This is a genomic window from Kitasatospora sp. LaBMicrA B282 (assembly GCF_050325825.1).
Lineage (GTDB): Bacteria > Actinomycetota > Actinomycetes > Streptomycetales > Streptomycetaceae > Kitasatospora.
Map to the genome: position 1 here is coordinate 1 of NZ_JBNQTI010000033.1, position 18,318 is coordinate 18,318.

The window sequence follows — 18,318 nt, forward strand, 5'->3', positions numbered from 1 at the left end:
CCGGAAGCTAAGCCTCACAGCGCCGATGGTACTGCAGGGGGGACCCTGTGGGAGAGTAGGACGCCGCCGAACAATTCTTCTGAAGAAGCCCCCGACCTTTCCGGTCGGGGGCTTCTTCGCGTTCGGGGCCGGCGCCGGGTAAAGTCGGGGCCGCGTCGGCTCCGGGCCGGCCCGGCATCGGCTCCGTCGGTGTCCGAAGCAGACGGCACGAGCAGACGGCACGACAGGAGGCCCCCGAGTGGAGGTCCAGGAGACGCGAGTCCAGACCGACCGCGTACTCACCATCCCCAACCTGCTCAGCATGGCCCGACTGGTCGGCGTCCCGCTCTTCCTGTGGCTCATTCTCTGGCCGAAGTTCCACGGGCCGAACAACGACGGCTGGGCGCTGGTCATCCTCCTGCTCAGCGGGGTCAGCGACTACCTGGACGGAAAGCTGGCCCGCCGCTGGGGGCAGATCAGCCGGGTCGGGCAGCTGCTGGATCCGCTGGCGGACCGGCTGTACGTGCTCTCCACCCTCGTCGGGCTGACCTGGCGGGAGATCCTTCCGCTCTGGGTGACGGTGATCCTGCTGGCGCGCGAGGCGTTCATCGCCGCTCTGCTACCGATTCTCAACCGCCATGGTTACGGTCCGCTGCAGACGAGTTTCCTGGGCAAGGCGGCCACCTTCAATCTGATGTACGCCTTTCCGCTTCTGCTGCTGGGGCAGGGCGACGGCTGGTTCCACCGCACCGCGGGGGCGGTCAGCTGGGCGTTCATCTGGTGGGGCACCGTGCTGTACTGGTGGGCCGCGATCCTCTACGCCGTCCAGGCGCGCCGGATCGTGAAGGGCACCGGCGCGTCCGCGGGCTGACCCTGGGTAATCGTGGCGCAGATGACGCACCGGTGGGCGCGTCGGATCTACTTTGCCGGGTAGAGGTGTCCTGAAACGGTTTGATGGACGAGGAGTCCATTGCCGCGAAGGAGGACGCACCCGCAATGAAAGCCGTTGTGATGGCCGGAGGCGAGGGAACTCGTCTCCGCCCGATGACTTCGAGCATGCCGAAGCCGCTCCTACCGGTGGCCAATCGGCCGATCATGGAGCACGTGCTGCGCCTGCTCAAGCGGCACGGCCTCACCGATACCGTCGTGACCGTGCAGTTCCTCGCCTCGCTGGTGAAGAACTACTTCGGTGACGGCGAGGAGCTCGGCATGAGCCTCACCTACGCGAACGAGGAGATTCCGCTAGGTACCGCCGGCAGTGTCAAGAACGCCGAGGACGCACTGCGTGACGATTCCTTTCTGGTGATCTCCGGCGACGCACTCACCGATTTCGACCTCAGCGAGCTGATCGCCTTTCACCGGCGCAAGGGAGCGCTGGTCACGGTCTGTCTGACCCGGGTGCCCGACCCGCTGGAATTCGGGATCACGATCGTCGACGACGAGGGCCGGGTCGAGCGGTTCCTGGAGAAGCCCACCTGGGGACAGGTCTTCTCGGACACCGTGAACACCGGCATCTACGTGATGGAGCCGGAGGTCTTCGACTACGTCGCCGCCGGGCAGTCGGTCGACTGGTCCAGCGACGTCTTCCCGCAGCTGCTCAAGGAGGGCAAGCCGGTCTACGGCTACGTCGCCGAGGGCTACTGGGAGGACGTGGGCACCCACGAGAGCTACGGCAAGGCGCAGGCCGACGTGCTGGAGGGCAAGGTCGAGGTCGAGCTGGACGGCTTCGAGATCTCGCCCGGCGTCTGGGTCGCGGAGGGGGCCGAGGTGGACCCGGAGGCGATCCTGCGCGGTCCGCTCTACATCGGCGACTACGCCAAGGTCGAGGCGGGCGTGGAGCTGCGCGAGCACACCGTGCTGGGCAGCAACGTGGTCGTCAAGCGCGGGGCCTTCCTGCACAAGGCCGTGGTGCACGACAACGTCTACGTGGGTCCGCAGACCAACCTGCGCGGCTGCGTGGTCGGCAAGAACACCGACGTGATGCGCGCGGCCCGGATCGAGGACGGCGCGGTGATCGGCGACGAGTGCCTGATCGGCGAGGAGTCGATCATCGCCGGCGGGGTGCGGGTCTACCCGTTCAAGACCATCGAGGCGGGCGCCTTCGTCAACACCTCGGTGATCTGGGAGTCCCGCGGCCAGGAGCACCTGTTCGGCGTGCGCGGGGTCTCCGGGATCCTCAACGTGGAGATCACCCCGGAGCTCGCGGTCCGGCTGGCGGGCGCCTACGCCACCACGTTGAAGAAGGGCGCGAGCGTCACCATCGCCCGTGACCACTCCCGTGGTGCCCGCGCGCTCAAGCGGGCGATGATCTCCGCGCTGCAGACCAGCGCGATCGACGTGCGCGACCTGGAGAACGTGCCGCTGCCGGTGGCCCGTCAGCACACCGCGCGCGGCAGTGCCGGCGGGATCTTCCTGCGCACCACGCCCGGGGTGCCGGACTCGCTGGACATCCTCTTCTTCGACGAGCGCGGCGCCGACCTCTCGCAGGCCGGCCAGCGCAAGCTCGACCGGGTCTACGCCCGCCAGGAGTACCGCCGGGCCTTCCCGGGCGAGATCGGCGACCTGACCTTCCCGTCCAGCGTCTTCGACTCCTACGCGGGCAACCTGCTGCGGTCGATCGACACCACGGGGGTCCGGGAGGCCGGGCTCAAGGTGGTGGTGGACACCGCGCACGGCAGTGCCGGGCTGGTGCTGCCGAGCATCCTGGGCCGGCTCGGGGTCGAGGCGTTGACCGTGAGCGGCGGCCTGGACGAGGCCCGTCCGACCGAGGACGCCGAGGAGCGGCGGGCCGGCCTGGCCCGGCTCGGCGCGCTGGTCGCCTCCTCGCGGGCGGCCTTCGGCGTGCGGTTCGACCCGGTCGGCGAGCGCGTTTCCTTCGTGGACGAGCTGGGCCGGGTGATCGAGGACGACCGGGCGCTGCTGGTGCTGGTCGACCTGGTGGCCGCCGAGCGGCGCAGCGGGCAGGTGGCGCTCCCGGTGACCACCACCCGGATCGCCGAGCAGGTCGCGGCCTACCACGGCACCCAGGTCTGCTGGACCACCACCTCACCCGACGACCTGGCCAAGGCGGCCGCTGCCGAGGGCACCATCTTCGGCGGCGACGGCCGCGGCGGCTTCGTGGTGCCCGAGTTCAACGGGGTGCTGGACGGGGCCGCGGCCTTCGTCCGGCTGGTCGGCCTGGTGGCCCGCACCCAGCTGACCCTGAGCCAGATCGACGCCCGGATCCCGCAGGCGCACATGCAGCGCCGGGACATCGCCACCCCCTGGGCGGCCAAGGGCATGGTGATGCGCTCGGTGGTGGAGGCGGCCGGCGACCGGCGGCTGGACACCACGGACGGCGTGCGGGTGGTCGAGCCGGACGGTCGCTGGACCCTGGTGCTGCCGGACCCGGCGGAGGCGGTCACCCACCTGTGGGCCGAGGGACCGGACGACGAGGCGACCCAGGCCCTGCTGGACGAGTGGGCGGCGGTGGTGGACGGCGCCGGCCGGTGAGGCCCGGCGCCACCTGCTGACGCGTCACCGAGCCCGCGGCCCCCGGCGGCCGACCCCCAGGACGGGGGCTGGTCATCGGGGGCCGCGGTGCCGTGGGACGATGTCCGGCATGTCAGCGACGCGGTCACCGATCCGGGGCAGCGGGCGGTTCGCCCGTCCGGACGCCTCGATGACGCTGCTGACCACGGTGATGGACCAGAGCCTGGACGAGGGCTACGCGGCCGCCGCCCGGGCGCGCGGCGAGGTGGGGCGGCGCCGGTTGCCCACCACGGCCAAGGGGCGGCTGCTGCTCGCGGTCGGGCTGGCGCTGGCCGCCGTGGTGGTGACCGTCAGCGGTGTGAACGCGCACGATGCCGAGCCGGTGCTGGCCAGGCAGCACGACGCACTGGTGCAGAAGGTGACCGACGAGACCGCCGCCGCGGACCGGCTGCAGAGGCAGGTGGAGGCCGCCCGGGCGCAGGTCGACCAGGAGCAGCAGCGTGCCTTGCAGGACTCCGGCGGCGACACGGCGCTGCGGGACCTGGCCGCCGCGGCCGGGACCGGCCCGGTCACCGGCCCGGGTCTGAAGCTGGTGCTGGACGACGCGAGCGACACCGCCGCGGGCGGCGGCATCGACCCGCGGACCTCCGACGACTTCAGCGGCGACCGGCTGCACGACCGTGATCTGCAGTTGATCGTCAACGGGCTCTGGCAGTCCGGAGCCCAGGCGATCTCGGTGAACGGGCAGCGGCTCACCGCGCTCTCGGCGATCCGGGCGGCCGGGGACGCGATCCTGGTGGACAACCGGCCGCTGGTGCCGCCTTACACCGTGCTGGCGCTCGGCGACGAGAAGGTGCTGCCCGGAGCCTTCCAGAACGGCACCGGCGGGCGATACCTGCGGGTGCTGGAGGACAGCTACGGCATCAGGGCCACCGCCGCGCCGCAGCACTCGCTGGAGCTGCCCGCGGCGGTCGGCTTCACGCTGCGCGTCGCCACGCCCGAGCCGACCTCACCCTCACCCTCAGGCTCAGCTTCGCCGTCCGCTTCGCCGGCCGGGTCCGCCGCACCGTCGGTGTCCCCTTCCTCAGGACCCCCTTCTTCGGTGCCGGCTTCCGCGGCGCCCTCGTCAGTACCCTCCTCGCCCCTTGCCACGACAGGAGCAGTCAAGCCGTGATCGCCGTACTGGGCCTGGTGGCCGGTGTCGTCATCGGACTCTTCGTACAGCCGTCGGTGCCGGCGGCGGTCGTGCCGTACCTGCCGATCGCCGTGGTGGCGGCGCTGGACGCGGTCTTCGGCGGGGTCCGGGCGATGCTCGACGGGATCTTCGACGACAAGGTCTTCGTGGTCTCCTTCCTCTCCAACGTGGTGGTGGCGGCGCTGATCGTCTTCCTCGGCGACCAGCTGGGCGTGGGCTCGCAGCTGTCCACCGGGGTGGTCGTGGTGCTCGGGATCCGGATCTTCTCGAACGCGGCCGCCATCCGCCGGCACGTGTTCCGGGCCTGAGGCGGGTGCCGGGCGTGACGCGGGAGACGACGGACCAGGGCCGCGAGCCGACCGAACCGAGCGAGCCGAGCGGGCAGCTGGAGCCGGCCGGGGTGCCGCAGCAGGCCACCGAGCCGGCCGGCGAGGCGGCTGCGCCCGCCCCCGCGCGGCAGGACCCCGGGTCGGCCGGGCAGGGCCCCGTGGCGGTCCCCTCGGCCCCCGCGGCCGGCGAGCCGGAGCCGGAGGCGGCCGCGGAGCAGCCGCCCGCCCCGGACCCCGCCCAGGCCCCGGAGGAGGCCACCGACGAGCGTTCCGCCGAGGCCGCAGAGACCGCCGAGGCCGCGGAGCCGGGCGCCGAGGAGACGGGCGGCGGGACCGACGCCGAGACCGAGGCTGCCGCCGAGCCCGCCCCGCCCGCCCGTCCGCTGGACGGCCGGGCCCGGCTGCGCAAGGCGGTCTGGCCGCCGCGGTTCTCCCGCGGTCAGCTGGTGGTCGCCCTGCTGCTGTTCGCGCTCGGTCTGGGCCTGGCGATCCAGGTGCGCAGCACCAACGACCACAACGCGCTGCGCGGGGCCCGCCAGGAGGACCTGGTGCGGATCCTCGACGAGCTGGACAGCCGGCAGCAGCGGCTGCAGCAGGAGAAGGCCCAACTCGACCAGTCGCTGACCCAGTTGGAGAACAGTTCGAACCAGGCCAAGGAGGCCCAGGACCAGACCGCGCAGAAGGCGCTGGAGCTGGGCGTGCTGGCAGGTACGGTTAGGGCGAGCGGTCCGGGCATCGTGCTGACGGTCGATGACCCCCAGGGGCAGGTCAAGGCCGATATGCTGCTGGACACCCTGCAGGAACTCCGAGCGGCGGGGGCGGAGGCGATTCAGATCAACGATGTCCGAGTGGTGGCCCACACCTACTTCACCGACCTGCCCTCGGGCGGGGTGTCGATCGACGGGACCAAGGTCACGCAGCCCTACCGCTTCACCGTGATCGGCAATCCGCAGGATCTGACACCGGCTCTGAACATCCCGGGCGGCATCGTCCGTACCCTGGAGAAGGAGCAGGTGGGCGCCAACATCTCGGAGCAGCAGAAGGTGACGGTGGACGCGCTGGCCGTACCCGGACCGACGCAGTTCGCCAAGCCGGCGGCGAAGTGAGGCGCCGCCCGATCCAGCTGACGCTCCGTCGGCGCCACCACTCCTCACCTGCGCTTGCGACCCGCCCCCGGTGCAGACCACCGGACCGGCGTGGGTCACACTGTGCAGTACCACTCCTAGTCGTACGGGTGGCACAGCCCCGGCCGGATGCCGGGCTCCAAGCCTGTCGAAGGTTCTCACCCTGCCCCGCGGGCGGGTCGGTTAATCGCAAGGGGATTCGCCCGTGAGTCTGTTCTCGAAGCTGTTCGGCCGTTCCAACCGCCGTCGTGGCGCCGCCGTGGAGATGCCCACCGCGCGCCACCGGCGCGAGGAGGAGGAGCCGACCCAGGTCCCCGGGATGCGGGGCGCATCGCTGGAGGGCTACCAGCCGGCCGGCGAGCGCCCGCTCTTCCGCGAGTCCGGCTACGGCGCGTCGGTTGATTCCCCGGGTGCGCCCCGCATAGGTTTCCCGTCAGCACCCTCAACCTCTGGTGGAGGGTTCGCCCCGGATCCCTACGCCGGGCACGTCCCAGGGGGAGTGCCGCGCCAGGAGGCTGCGAACATGACCGGCCCGATCGTCTGCCCGCGGTGCGGCAACCAGAACCCGGCCACCGCCCGGTTCTGCAACAACTGCGGCAGCCCGCTGCGCGGCGGGATCCCGGAGGGCGCGGCCGAGACCACCTCGACGATCTCGATCGCCGGGCTGGACTCCTACGATCCGACCGCCACCGGCACCGGCGCCACCCCGGCGCTGTCGGCCGAGGTGCTGGCCGCGATCGACGCGCTGCCGCCGGGCTCGGCCCTGCTGATCGTGCAGCGCGGCCCGAACTCGGGCAGCCGCTTCCTGCTCGACGCGGACGTCACCACGGCGGGTCGCCACCCGCAGGGCGACATCTTCCTCGACGACGTCACCGTCTCGCGCCGGCACGTGGAGTTCCGCCGTCGCCCGGGCGGTTTCACCGTCGCGGACGTCGGCAGCCTGAACGGGACGTACGTCAACCGCGAGCGGATCGACGAGGTCGGTCTGAACAACGGTGACGAGGTGCAGATCGGCAAGTACCGGCTGGTGTTCTTCGCGGGACCGCAGCGGTACTGAGTCGGGCGCACACCGGGGCACGGGCGGGTTGTGGGGGTTCGCACAGCACGACGGCAGCAGGAGAGTGCGCATGACCTCGAATCAGACCGTGACGACCGTGACCGGCCCGCGCCGGCCCGGCGGACCGCTCAGTCGGTCCGCCGAGCGGCGCGGGGGCGAGCTGCTGAGCATCGGCGCAGTGCTCGCCTTCCTGCGCGAGGACTTCCCCGAAGTCACCATTTCCAAGATCCGCTTCCTGGAGGCGGAAGGGCTGGTCGAGCCGCAGCGGACGCCTTCGGGCTACCGCAAGTTCGGTCCGGCCGACGTCGAGCGGCTGGCCTACGTGCTGCGGATGCAGCGCGACCACTACCTGCCGCTGCGGGTGATCCGCGAGCACTTGGACGCGATCGAGCGCGGTGAGCAGCCGCCGGCGCTGCCGGCCCCCGCCGAGGCCCGGCCCGGGCCGCTGGAGGAGGCCGACCGCGAGCTGGAGGCGGCCACCGGCGCCGGCTCGGGGGTCCGGCTCGGCCGGGCCGAGCTGCTGGCGGCGGCCGGCGCCGAGGAGGCGGACCTGGCCGAGTGGGAGTCCTACGGCCTGGTCGCCCCCGGGCCGGACGGCGGGTACGACGCGGACGCACTGCAGATCGCCCGGCTGGTCGCCGAACTGGGCCGGTTCGGCCTGGAGCCGCGCCACCTGCGCCAGGTGAAGGCCGCCGCCGAGCGGGAGATCGCGCTGGTCGACCAGGTGGTGGCCCCGCTGCGCCGGCACCGCAACCCGCAGACCCGGGTGCACGCCGAGACCACCGCGCGCGAGCTGGCCACCCTGGCCGTGCGGCTGCACGCCACCATGGTGCAGGCCGGTCTGCGCGGGCGGGTCTGAGCGTGTGCTCCGGGCGTGTGGTCCGGGCGTGCCGAGCCCCCTGGGGCCCGCCCGCCCGGGCCGCGGTGGCCCGGCAATCTCCGCAGCTGGGCCCGGCCGCGCTTTCATATCTCACAAAGGAGCCATAGGGTTGCCTTGTGAATGAGCTCGACGTCGTGGGTGTCCGGGTGGAGATGCCCTCCAACCAGCCGATCGTCCTGCTGCGCGAAGTGGGGGGCGACCGGTATCTGCCGATCTGGATCGGGCCTGGCGAGGCGACGGCGATCGCCTTCGCCCAGCAGGGCATGACACCGGTGCGGCCGCTGACCCACGACCTGTTCAAGGACGTGCTGGAGGCGCTCGGCCAGCAGCTCACCGAGGTCCGGATCACCGACCTGCGGGAGGGCGTCTTCTACGCCGAGCTGGTCTTCGCCGGCGGTGTCGAGGTCAGCGCCCGGCCGTCCGACGCGATAGCCCTCGCGCTGCGCACCGGCACCCCGATCTACGGGGCCGAGACGGTGCTCGCGGAGGCGGGCATCGCGATCCCGGACGAGCAGGAGGACGAGGTCGAGAAGTTCCGCGAGTTCCTCGACCAGGTGTCGCCGGAGGACTTCGGCGGCAACGCCCAGTAGCGGCGCCGCGCCGCCGACCCAGGGCCGGACGGCCCTGGGAGTCGATCAGTTGTTTTGCCAAAGTGTGCGGTCTTACCCACACTGGGGGCACGCGAAACCACACGGTGGGGTGAAGCGGTTTCGCCGACCCGGCGTGGCGATCGTTGACGCGTCTTGGACGACTGCCTACCGTCAGGGGTGGCCGCTGGGACGGCCCGGGATTCCGGGCGCCCGGCGCACGAGCGGACGGAGGTTGGCATGAGCAGCAGCGGCGACGAGGCGGCCGTGGGGGGTCCGTGCGCCGTCCATCTGCCGCGTGGCAACCGGACGATGCTCTCCCGCTCCGCGGCGGCGGACCTGCCCCGGGTCGGCCGGTTCCCCGCCGTCCAGGCCGGTCAGCCGGAGGTCGAGCGGATCACCCCGGCGCCGCCCGCCGGACTGCTGGCCTACCGCGGCCCGACGGCCTGCGCGGCCGCCGGCATCACCTACCGCCAGCTCGACTACTGGGCCCGCACCGGCCTGCTGGAGCCCAGCGTGCGCACCGCCTACCCGGCGGGTGCCCAGCGGCTCTACAGCTTCCGGGACGTCCTCATCCTGAAGATCGTCAAGCGGCTGCTGGACGCCGGGGTCTCACTGCAGAACATCCGGGTGGCGGTGGCCCACCTGCAGTCCGCCGAGGTGGTCGACCTGGCCGGGCTGACCCTGATGAGCGACGGCGCCACCGTCTACGAGTGCACCACGCCGCAGCAGGTCGTCGACCTGCTGAAGGGCGGGCAGGGGATGTTCGGCATCGCGGTCGGTGCGGTGGCCCAGGAGCTGGAGGCCGTCCTCGGCCGGCTGCACGCCGAGCGCACCGACACCGGCGAGACCCTGGTCGGCCACGACCCGGCCGACGAGCTGGCCCAACGCCGCAACCGCGCGGTCTGACCCGCGGCCCGTCCAGCCGATCATCGGCCCGCGACCGGGAACCGCGGGCCGCACCGGCTCGTCCGCTCCAGGTGGTGGCCCACGGTGGGCCGAACGGGGGCGGAACATGCGGGGGAGCGGGCTGCGCCGGGTGACCGGGGTGCTGCGAGGACGGCGACGACAGCGGCGGGCGTTCCAGGCGGTGGTGCTGTTCAGCGTCCTCGCCCTGGCCCCCAGCGCCTGGCTGTTCTGCGCGGAGGACTCCCGGATCCGCAGCGTGGCCGATGTGCCGGCCGAGCCGGTCGCCGTGGTGTTCGGCGCCCAGGAGGTCGACGGCGTGCCCTCGCCCTACCTGGCGCACCGGCTGGACGCCGCCCTGCAGCTCTACCGGGCGCACAAGGTGCAGGCGATCCTGGTCACCGGTGACAACAGCAGCACCGGTTACAACGAGCCCGGCGCGATGTACGACTACCTGGTGGCGCACGGGGTGCCGGCGGTGCGGGTGGTGCGCGACTACGCCGGGTTCGACACCTGGGACTCCTGTGACCGGGCCAAGCGGATCTTCGGCGTCGACCACGCCGTCCTGGTCAGCCAGGACTACCACGTGCGCCGCGCGCTGGCGCTCTGCTCGGCCGCCGGGATCGACTCCTACGCGGTCGGGGTGCCCGAGCCGCGCGACGAGACCTGGTACCACGGCACCGTGCGGGAGATCCCGGGCGCCGACAAGGCGCTGTTCAGCGTGGTCTTCCACCCGGACCCCACGCTGCTCGGCCCCCGGGACCCCGGAGTGGCCCGGGCCCTGGCGGACGCGCAGCGCACCGCGGGCTGAGCCGCGGCCGCACTGTCAGTGGGGTGCGCGATGATCGGCCCTGTGCGGACTGTGCCGAGCATCCTCCACCTCGACATGGACGCCTTCTTCGCCTCGGTGGAGCAGGCGGCCAAGCCGAGCCTGCGCGGCAAGCCGGTGATCGTCGGCGGGCTCGGCGGCCGCGGCGTGGTCTCCACCGCCTCCTACGAGGCGCGGGTGTTCGGGGTCCGCTCGGCGATGGCCACCGCGGTGGCCCGCCGGCTCTGCCCGAACGGCGCCTACCTGTGGCCGCGGTTCGCCGCCTACCGCGAGGTCAGCGAGCAGGTGATGGCGATGATGCGCGAGCTGTCGCCGCTGGTGGAGCAGCTGAGTGTGGACGAGGCCTACGTCGACCTGACGGCCGGGCCCTACGGCGCGGCGCTGGGCGCGGTGCCGCCCGCCGAGGGTGCGGCGCTGGTCGAGGCGATCGCCCAGGACCTGCGGGCCGACATCCGGGCCCGCACCGGGCTGACCGCCTCGATCGGTGCGGCCGGCTCCAAGCTGATGGCCAAGATCGCCTCCGAGCAGGCCAAGCCGGACGGGCTGGTGCTGGTGGCGCCCGGTCAGGAACGGGCGGTGCTCGGGCCGATGCCGGTGCGCGCGCTGCCCGGGGTCGGCCCGGCCACCGAACAGCTGCTGCGCCGGGCCGGGCTGCTGACCGTGGCGGAGGTGGCCGACCAGTCCGAGGAGGAGCTGGTCCGGCTGCTCGGCCGGGCGCACGGCCTCGGCGTCTCGCTGATGGCCCGCGGCCTGGACGACCGGGCGGTGGTGCCCGACCGGGACACCAAGTCGGTCTCGGTGGAGGACACCTACGAGGTGGACCTGGTGGACCGTGACCAGATCCTCTACGAGCTGGACAAGCTGACCACCCGCTGCGTGCGCCGGCTGCGCGCGGCCGGCCGCTCGGGGCGGACGGTGGTGATCAAGGTGCGACGCTTCGACTTCACCACGCTGACCCGCTCCGAGACGCTGCGCGGCCCGACCGACGACGAGCGGGTGATCGCCGCCACCGCCCGCCGGCTGGCCGACCAGGTCAACCTGACCGGCGGCATCCGGCTGCTCGGCGTCGGGGTGGCGCAGCTCGCCGAGTACACCCAGGAGGACCTGTTCGCGCAGGCCGCGGCCGAGGCGGCGCTGGAGGAGGCGGCGGCCGACCGGGCCGGCGAGGCGGGCGAGGCGGGGGAGGTCGGGGCGGCCGACGGAGCCGCGGCGCCGGGGCCCGAGGGGGTCGACGCCGGGCCGGATCCGGCCGTGCCCACCGCCTCGGCCGACCAGGAGCCGCAGCCGCGCATCTGGCTGCCCGGCCAGGACGTGACGCACGGGGAGTACGGTCCCGGCTGGGTGCAGGGCAGCGGGGTGGGCCGGGTCACGGTGCGCTTCGAGACGCCCGACTCGCCGCCCGGGCGGGTGCGGACCTTCGCCGTGGACGACCCGGCGCTGAGCCCGGCCGAGCCGCTGCCGCTGCACCCGCCGGCCTGAGCGCCGGCCCGCCGGGGTCGGGTCCAGGCGGGCGGGCGGGCCGGCCCGGAACGCGACTCGGCCCCCACCTGTGCGGGGTGGGGGCCGAGTTCAGGGCCGGGGCCGCCGATCCCAGAGCGGCGCCGGCGGGCCGCTGATCAGGCGGCGGTCTTGGTGGGCCGTGCCGCGTCGGTCACCGGGGCGCCCTGGGCGACCGCGGTGGTGCCGCGGGCGGCGCGGATCGCGAACGGGACGACGGCGGCGATCAGGCAGACGACCGCGGTGATCCAGTAGGCGTGCTTGTAGGCGTCCAGGGTCGGGATCTGCACCCCGTGCAGCATGGCCGCGACCTGCGGCGGGAACTTGATGGTGTCGCCGGTCAGGACGGCGCCCATCACGGCGGTGCCGATGGCGCCACCGACGGTGCGGAGCACCGCGTTCATGCCGTTGGCGATGCCGCTCTGCTCGGCCGGGACGGCACCGTTGATGAAGGCGGGCATGGCCGCGTAGGCCAGGCCGACGCCGAGACCGAAGAGGGCGGAGGCGAAGTAGATGTCACCCTCGGCGCTGTGGCGCAGCGCCAGGTAGGCCATCGAGACGGCTCCGAACAGGCCGCCGAGGACCAGCGGCAGGCGCGGGCCGCGACGGGCGATCATGGCGGCGCCGACCGGGGCGGCGATCATCGAGCCGGCCGCGGAGGGCAGCAGCAGCACACCGGCGTGCAGCACGGTGGCGGTGAAGCCGTAGTGGGCGAGCTTCTCGGGGGTCTGGGTGAAGTTGCTGATCACCAGGAAGGAGCCGTACATCCCGAAGCCGATCAGCAGGCCGGAGATGTTGGTGAAGGCGACGGCCGGACGGGCCATCATCTTCAGGTCGACCAGCGGGTGCTTGACCTTGGCCTCGATGACGCCCCAGAGCAGCGCGACCACCGCGGCGACGGCGAACAGGCCGAGGGTTTTGGTGGAGGTCCAGCCCCAGTCGTTGCCGCGGCTGACCGCGACCAGCAGCGCGGAGAGCCAGCCGGCCAGGGCGATCGCGCCCAGCGGGTCGGCGCCGCCGTTCTTGTCCACCACCGGGTCGTTCGGCACCCGCAGCACCACCAGGGCGACCGCGATCAGCGCGAAGACCAGGCCCATCCAGAAGATCGACTTGTAGTCCCAGTGCTCCAGCAGCAGGCCGGTGGCCACCAGGCCGAGGCCGCTGCCGACACCCATCGAGGCACTGATCGCGGCCACGCCGCCGGTGACCTTCTCGCGCGGCAGCTCGTCGCGGACGATGCTGATCGCCAGCGGCAGCACGCCACCGCCGGCGCCCTGCAGCACGCGGGCCAGGATCAGCAGCGAGAACGAGTGGGTCGCCACCGCCAGGCCGGAGCCGAGCACCAGGCCGGCCAGCGAGATGAGCAGCATCGGCTTGCGCCCGCGCAGGTCGCCGAAGCGGCCCAGCAGCGGGGTGAGCACGGCCGCCGACAGCAGGTTGGCGGTCATCAGCCAGGTGATGTCGGAACCGGAGACCTTCAGCTCCAGCGCCAGCGACGGGAGGATCGGCACGACCGCGGTCTGGATCACGCTGTAGGCCAGCATGGCCAGGATCAGGGCGGGCAGCACCCGGGCACTGCTCGGTTTCACGGCCGTGGCGGTGGGCTTGGCTGCCTCACTCACGGTGGCTCCTTCAGGGACGGGCGTCGGCGGCCAGCGGCTGCTTCATGCCGGAGATAGTCGATGTACTGAAGTAACTTTGCGCCGAAGTGCTTCAGTCTGTCAAATATCTAGCGGTGAAGCTTTGTCTCGGTCGCCGAGCCATCCGTCCCCGGGCTCTTCCTGACCGGCCCGAACACGGCGGTGGCCCCAACACGGCGGTGGCCCGGACACGGCGGCGGCCCGGGCCCGCGGGTGCGGGGCCGGGCCGGGATGCCGGGTGCTGCTCGGCTCAGTGGTGCGCGCTCGGCCGCTCGCTCGGGGCGGGCGGCATCGTGGTCGGCTCGGTGGCGGTGCTGTCGTGGATCTCCACCTGCTCGCGGCGCAGCTCCTCGCGGATCACCTTCTCCTCGGTGTACCGCTCCACCACCAGCCGCACCCGCTCCAGCGGCGCCAGGTACTTGCGCACCGCCGGCCGCTCCTCGCGCAGCGTCACCTCCTCGACCGCCTCGGCGATCTCCTGCGCGGTCAGGGTGGAGCGCTCGGCGTCGCTCACCGGGACCCGTTCCACCCGGACCCGCTCGCGCACCACCTGCACGGTGCGCTCCACCGGCTCGGTCACCACGTACTTGCGCAGCCGGGCGGTGCCCAGCACGTGCCACTCGTTGGTGATCTCCAGCCGCTCCTCGCGCAGGGTCAGCTCGATCGGGCCGGGCGGCGGGGTGGTGGCCGGCCCGTGGGCGGCGCCGGACTGCTGGACGGCCCCGGTCTGCTGGGGCGTCGGCGACTGGTCGGGGGTCGGCGGGTGGGTGGGCGCGGGCGGTGCCTCGATCGGCTTGTCCAGCCCGATGGTGGCCGGGGCGGACTGCTGCGGCGCCAGGTGCTGGGGGGCCAGCTGCTGGGGGGCCAGCTGCTGCGGGGCGGTCGCCTGGGACGGCGGTGCCGCGGTGGTGGTCGCGGTGGCGGCCATCGGGGCGCCCGCGGTCATGCCGAACTCCATGTCCTGCCCGGCGCGCGAGCCGTTCGCCGGGGCGACGGCGGGCTCGACGGGGCGGCCGGCGGGCGAGTCCAGTCCGTAGTAGCGGTAGAGCTGGAGCTCCTGGGCGGGGGAGAGGTGCTGGCCGACGCCGAAGTCCGGCGAGTCCTTGATCAGCGACTTGTCATAGGGGACCCGGAGCTCCTCGCCGGAGAACTCGCTCGTGGTCAGGGGGACGAAGGCGTCCCGGCCGAAGATGCCGGTCCGCACGGCCGCCCACTCGGGCTCGCCGGTCGCGTCGTCGAGGTAGACCTCGTCCACCGTGCCGATCTTGTCGCCATTGCGGTCGACGGCCTTGTGCCCGATCAGGTCTCGGGGATCGATGTCGGTCTGCACGCTTTCCTCTTCCTCCAGTGGTTACCGCCCGTGATTCACACCAAAAGGCACGAAGCGGATCACGGCGAGCGGAGCGCGGCCGTCCGTGCAGGTGCTGGGCCGGTTGGGGGAGTGCGTTCGCTCACCTGAGCGGCTGTCGGGGGGACGCGCGCTGGTACCCTGGGCGCGACCGCCGAGCCCGCTCGGGAGAGTCCTCACCCTTGTGAACACAGGGGCGCGAGGCGCCGAAGGAGCAAACCCTCCCCGGAATCTCTCAGGCATCCGTACCGTGTGGGATAGGTCACTCTGGAAAGCAGGGCAGGGCCGCCGGCGAGGGAGCCGACGGGGACCACCCTCACCGACGGTGCAAGCCGGCGGGGCGCAAGTCCCGCGCGGGCGAAGCTCTCAGGTCCCGATGACAGAGGGGGAGGCCTGTCGGGCTCGCTCGTTCCAGGTCGCTCCGCTCCCCACGGCGGCGAGGCCACGGCGTGCGCGCCCCCGCCGGTCCGTGACCAGGAGGCCTCGACCACCATGACTGCCCAGCCGACCGCCGGCCGCCCCCGCAGCGCCGCCACCCTGAGCGAGCTCGAAGCTGCCAGCCCCTTCGAGTCGCGCCACATCGGCCCCGACGCCGCCGCCCAGGAGAAGATGCTGGCGCAGGTCGGCTTCGGCTCGCTCGAGGAGCTCGCCACCGCCGCCGTGCCCGCCGCCATCCGCAGCCTGACCGAGCTGGCGCTGCCGGCCGGCCGGTCCGAGGCCCAGGTGCTCGCCGAGCTGCGCGAGCTGGCCGGCCGCAACCAGGTGCTCACCCCGATGATCGGGCTGGGCTACTACGGCACCTTCACACCGCCGGTGATCCTGCGCAACGTCATGGAGAACCCGGCCTGGTACACCGCTTACACCCCCTACCAGCCGGAGATCTCGCAGGGCCGGCTGGAGGCGCTGCTCAACTTCCAGACCCTGGTCTCCGACCTGACCGGTCTGCCCACCTCCGGCTCCTCGCTGCTCGACGAGGGCACCGCGGCCGCCGAGGCGATGGCGCTGGCCCGCCGGGTCACCAAGGTCAAGGGCGGCGTCTTCCTGGTCGACGCCGACACGCTGCCGCAGACCATCGAGGTGATCCGGACCCGCGCGCTGCCGACCGGCGTCGAGGTCGTGATCGCGGACCTGGCGCAGGGCATCCCGGCCGAGATCGCCGAGCGCGGCGTCTTCGGCGTGCTGCTGCAGTACCCGGGTGCCACCGGCGCGGTGCGCGACCTGACCGCGGTGATCGAGCAGGCGCACGGCCTGGGGGCGATCGTCGCCGTCGCCGCCGACCTGCTGGCGCTCACCCTGCTGAAGTCGCCCGGCTCGCTCGGCGCCGACATCGCCTGCGGCACCTCGCAGCGCTTCGGCGTGCCGATGGGCTTCGGCGGCCCGCACGCCGGCTACCTCTCGGTGCGCGCCGAGTACGCCCGCTCGCTGCCCGGTCGCCTGGTCGGCGTCTCGGTGGACGCCGACGGCCACCGCGCCTACCGCCTGGCGCTGCAGACCCGCGAGCAGCACATCCGCCGCGAGAAGGCCACCAGCAACATCTGCACCGCCCAGGTGCTGCTGGCCGTGATGGCCTCGATGTACGCGGTCTACCACGGCCCCGACGGCCTGGCCGACATCGCCCGCCGCACCCACCGCTACGCCGCCGCGCTGGCCGAGGGGCTGACCGCGGGCGGCGTCGAGCTGGTCCACCGGTCCTTCTTCGACACCGTCACCGCCAAGGTGCCGGGCCGCGCCGCGCAGGTGCTGGCCGCCGCCCGCGAGGGCGGCGTCAACCTGTACCAGGTGGACGCCGACACCGTCTCGATCTCCTGCGACGAGACCACCACCCGCGAGCACCTGGAGGCGGTCTGGTCCGCCTTCGGCGTGATCGGCGCCGAGCTGGCCGAGGCCGCCGACACGCTGCCGGCCGAGCTGCTGCGCGAGGACGAGTACCTGACCCACCCGGTCTTCCACAGCCACCGCTCGGAGACCTCGATGCTGCGCTACCTGCGCCGCCTCTCCGACCGGGACTACGCGCTGGACCGCGGCATGATCCCGCTCGGCTCCTGCACCATGAAGCTCAACGCCACCACCGAGATGGAGGCGGTCACCTGGCCGGAGTTCGGCCAGCTGCACCCCTTCGCCCCGATCGACCAGGCGCAGGGCTACCTCACCCTGATCCGCCAGCTGGAGCAGCAGCTGGTCGAGGTCACCGGCTACGACGCGGTCTCGCTGCAGCCGAACGCCGGCTCCCAGGGCGAGCTGGCCGGTCTGCTCGCGGTGCGCGCCTACCACCACGCCAACGGCGACGCCCAGCGCGACGTCTGCCTGATCCCGGCCTCGGCGCACGGCACCAACGCCGCCTCCGCGGTGATGGCCGGCATGCGGGTGGTCGTGGTCAAGACCCTGACCGACGGTGACGTGGACGTCGAGGACCTGAAGGCGAAGATCGAGCAGCACCGCGAGCAGCTCGCCGTGCTGATGGTCACCTACCCCTCCACCCACGGCGTCTTCGAGACCCAGATCACCGACATCTGCGGCCTGGTGCACGAGGCCGGCGGCCAGGTCTACGTGGACGGCGCCAACCTGAACGCGCTGGTCGGCCTCGCCAAGCCGGGCAAGTTCGGTGCCGACGTCTCGCACCTGAACCTGCACAAGACCTTCTGCATCCCGCACGGCGGTGGCGGCCCGGGTGTCGGCCCGGTCGCGGTGCGCGCCCACCTGGCGCCGTACCTGCCCAACCACCCGCTGCAGTCGGAGGCCGGTCCGGCCACCGGTGTCGGCCCGATCTCGGCCGCCCCCTGGGGCTCGGCCGCGATCCTGCCGATCTCCTGGGCCTACGTCCGGCTGATGGGCGGCGCCGGCCTCAAGCGCGCCACCCAGGTCGCGGTGCTCAACGCCAACTACATCGCCAAGCGGCTCGCCCCGCACTTCCCGGTGCTCTACACCGGCCCCGGCGGCCTGGTGGCGCACGAGTGCATCATCGACCTGCGCCCGCTCACCAAGGAGACGGGGGTGACCGTGGACGACATCGCCAAGCGCCTGATCGACTACGGCTTCCACGCCCCGACCATGTCCTTCCCGGTGGCCGGCACGCTGATGATCGAGCCGACCGAGTCCGAGGACCTGTTCGAGATCGACCGGTTCTGCGCCGCGATGATCGAGATCCGGGCCGAGATCGAGAAGGTCGGCTCGGGCGAGTGGGTGGCGGACGACAACCCGCTGCGCAACGCCCCGCACACCGCCGCCGCGCTGGCCGGTGAGTGGGCGCACGCCTACGACCGGACCGTGGCGGTCTTCCCGGCCGGCGTGAACCCGGCCGACAAGTACTGGCCGCCGGTGAGCCGGATCGACGGCGCCTACGGCGACCGCAACCTGGTCTGCTCCTGCCCGCCGCTGGACGAGTACGGCGTCTGAGCGGTACGCGCCTGACCCGCCCGCCGGGTCGCACGACGAAGTCCCCTGCGGCAGCCGCCGCAGGGGACTTCGTCGTTGCCGGG

General features: G+C 72.8%; 14 protein-coding genes, 1 rRNA gene and 1 riboswitch. Of the genes, 13 read left to right on the plus strand and 2 right to left on the minus strand.

What is annotated here, in order from left to right; genetic code table 11:
- The 12 genes from rrf to ACQRUO_RS12230 form a co-directional block, all read left to right on the plus strand.
- Positions 1 to 72 (plus strand): 5S ribosomal RNA (gene rrf, locus ACQRUO_RS12175); the annotation flags it as partial.
- Between the two features lie 166 nt (positions 73 to 238).
- Positions 239 to 850 (plus strand): CDP-diacylglycerol--glycerol-3-phosphate 3-phosphatidyltransferase, encoded by a 612-nt coding sequence (pgsA, locus tag ACQRUO_RS12180; protein WP_428315842.1) that lies wholly within the window; start codon positions 239 to 241, stop codon positions 848 to 850.
- Between the two features lie 125 nt (positions 851 to 975).
- Positions 976 to 3,471 (plus strand): sugar phosphate nucleotidyltransferase, encoded by a 2,496-nt coding sequence (locus ACQRUO_RS12185; RefSeq protein ID WP_428315843.1) that lies wholly within the window; start codon positions 976 to 978, stop codon positions 3,469 to 3,471.
- Positions 3,472 to 3,571: 100 nt separating this feature from the next.
- Positions 3,572 to 4,624, plus strand: a complete 1,053-nt coding sequence (locus tag ACQRUO_RS12190; protein ID WP_428315844.1) for a DUF881 domain-containing protein — start codon at positions 3,572 to 3,574, stop codon at positions 4,622 to 4,624.
- Positions 4,621 to 4,953: a small basic family protein gene (locus ACQRUO_RS12195; RefSeq protein WP_230055411.1), complete on the plus strand. Its 333-nt coding sequence runs from the start codon at positions 4,621 to 4,623 to the stop codon at positions 4,951 to 4,953. Before ACQRUO_RS12190 ends, ACQRUO_RS12195 begins: the two co-directional genes overlap by 4 nt.
- Positions 4,954 to 4,967: 14 nt before the next feature.
- Positions 4,968 to 6,080 (plus strand): DUF881 domain-containing protein, encoded by a 1,113-nt coding sequence (locus ACQRUO_RS12200; RefSeq protein ID WP_428315845.1) that lies wholly within the window; start codon positions 4,968 to 4,970, stop codon positions 6,078 to 6,080.
- Between the two features lie 223 nt (positions 6,081 to 6,303).
- Complete coding sequence (locus ACQRUO_RS12205; RefSeq protein WP_428315846.1) at positions 6,304 to 7,155, plus strand: FHA domain-containing protein; 852 nt, start codon at positions 6,304 to 6,306, stop codon at positions 7,153 to 7,155.
- A gap of 70 nt (positions 7,156 to 7,225) precedes the next feature.
- Entirely contained in the window at positions 7,226 to 8,014 is a 789-nt protein-coding gene (locus ACQRUO_RS12210) for a MerR family transcriptional regulator (protein ID WP_428315847.1), read from the plus strand.
- A gap of 137 nt (positions 8,015 to 8,151) precedes the next feature.
- The gene (locus ACQRUO_RS12215) at positions 8,152 to 8,625 is read left to right on the plus strand and encodes a bifunctional nuclease family protein (RefSeq protein ID WP_428315848.1); all 474 of its coding nucleotides are present in this window, start codon (positions 8,152 to 8,154) and stop codon (positions 8,623 to 8,625) included.
- A 237-nt stretch (positions 8,626 to 8,862) separates the two neighbouring features.
- Entirely contained in the window at positions 8,863 to 9,531 is a 669-nt protein-coding gene (locus ACQRUO_RS12220; RefSeq protein ID WP_428315849.1) for a MerR family transcriptional regulator, read from the plus strand.
- Positions 9,532 to 9,637: 106 nt separating this feature from the next.
- Positions 9,638 to 10,339, plus strand: a complete 702-nt coding sequence (locus ACQRUO_RS12225; RefSeq protein WP_428315850.1) for a SanA/YdcF family protein — start codon at positions 9,638 to 9,640, stop codon at positions 10,337 to 10,339.
- A 42-nt stretch (positions 10,340 to 10,381) separates the two neighbouring features.
- A complete protein-coding gene (locus tag ACQRUO_RS12230) occupies positions 10,382 to 11,836 on the plus strand; it encodes a DNA polymerase IV (protein WP_428315851.1) in 1,455 nt (484 codons plus the stop codon).
- Between the two features lie 137 nt (positions 11,837 to 11,973).
- Here the strand turns inward: ACQRUO_RS12230 and ACQRUO_RS12235 are convergent, their stop codons facing one another.
- Positions 11,974 to 13,476, minus strand: coding sequence for an MFS transporter (locus ACQRUO_RS12235; protein WP_428315852.1), 1,503 nt, complete (start codon positions 13,474 to 13,476; stop codon positions 11,974 to 11,976).
- A 268-nt stretch (positions 13,477 to 13,744) separates the two neighbouring features.
- On the minus strand, positions 13,745 to 14,824 hold the full coding sequence (locus tag ACQRUO_RS12240; RefSeq protein ID WP_428315853.1) for a PRC and DUF2382 domain-containing protein: 1,080 nt from the start codon (positions 14,822 to 14,824) through the stop codon (positions 13,745 to 13,747).
- 173 nt (positions 14,825 to 14,997) lie between these two features.
- Positions 14,998 to 15,103, plus strand: a riboswitch (glycine riboswitch).
- Positions 15,104 to 15,334: 231 nt separating this feature from the next.
- On the opposite strand from ACQRUO_RS12240, the gene gcvP reads away from it, so the two are divergent.
- Positions 15,335 to 18,235, plus strand: a complete 2,901-nt coding sequence (gcvP, locus tag ACQRUO_RS12245) for an aminomethyl-transferring glycine dehydrogenase (RefSeq protein WP_428315854.1) — start codon at positions 15,335 to 15,337, stop codon at positions 18,233 to 18,235.
- Positions 18,236 to 18,318: the final 83 nt, after the last annotated feature.

What these genes read in the sequence shown, in the direction of transcription:
- ACQRUO_RS12185 (WP_428315843.1), top strand. Translation starts at nt 976, where the DNA reads ATGAAAGCCGTTGTGATGGCCGGAGGCGAGGGAACTCGTCTCCGCCCG.
- ACQRUO_RS12190 (WP_428315844.1), top strand. Translation starts at nt 3,572, where the DNA reads ATGTCCGGCATGTCAGCGACGCGGTCACCGATCCGGGGCAGCGGGCGG.
- ACQRUO_RS12210 (WP_428315847.1), top strand. Translation starts at nt 7,226, where the DNA reads ATGACCTCGAATCAGACCGTGACGACCGTGACCGGCCCGCGCCGGCCC.
- ACQRUO_RS12220 (WP_428315849.1), top strand. Translation starts at nt 8,863, where the DNA reads ATGAGCAGCAGCGGCGACGAGGCGGCCGTGGGGGGTCCGTGCGCCGTC.
- ACQRUO_RS12225 (WP_428315850.1), top strand. Translation starts at nt 9,638, where the DNA reads ATGCGGGGGAGCGGGCTGCGCCGGGTGACCGGGGTGCTGCGAGGACGG.
- gcvP (WP_428315854.1), top strand. Translation starts at nt 15,335, where the DNA reads ATGACTGCCCAGCCGACCGCCGGCCGCCCCCGCAGCGCCGCCACCCTG.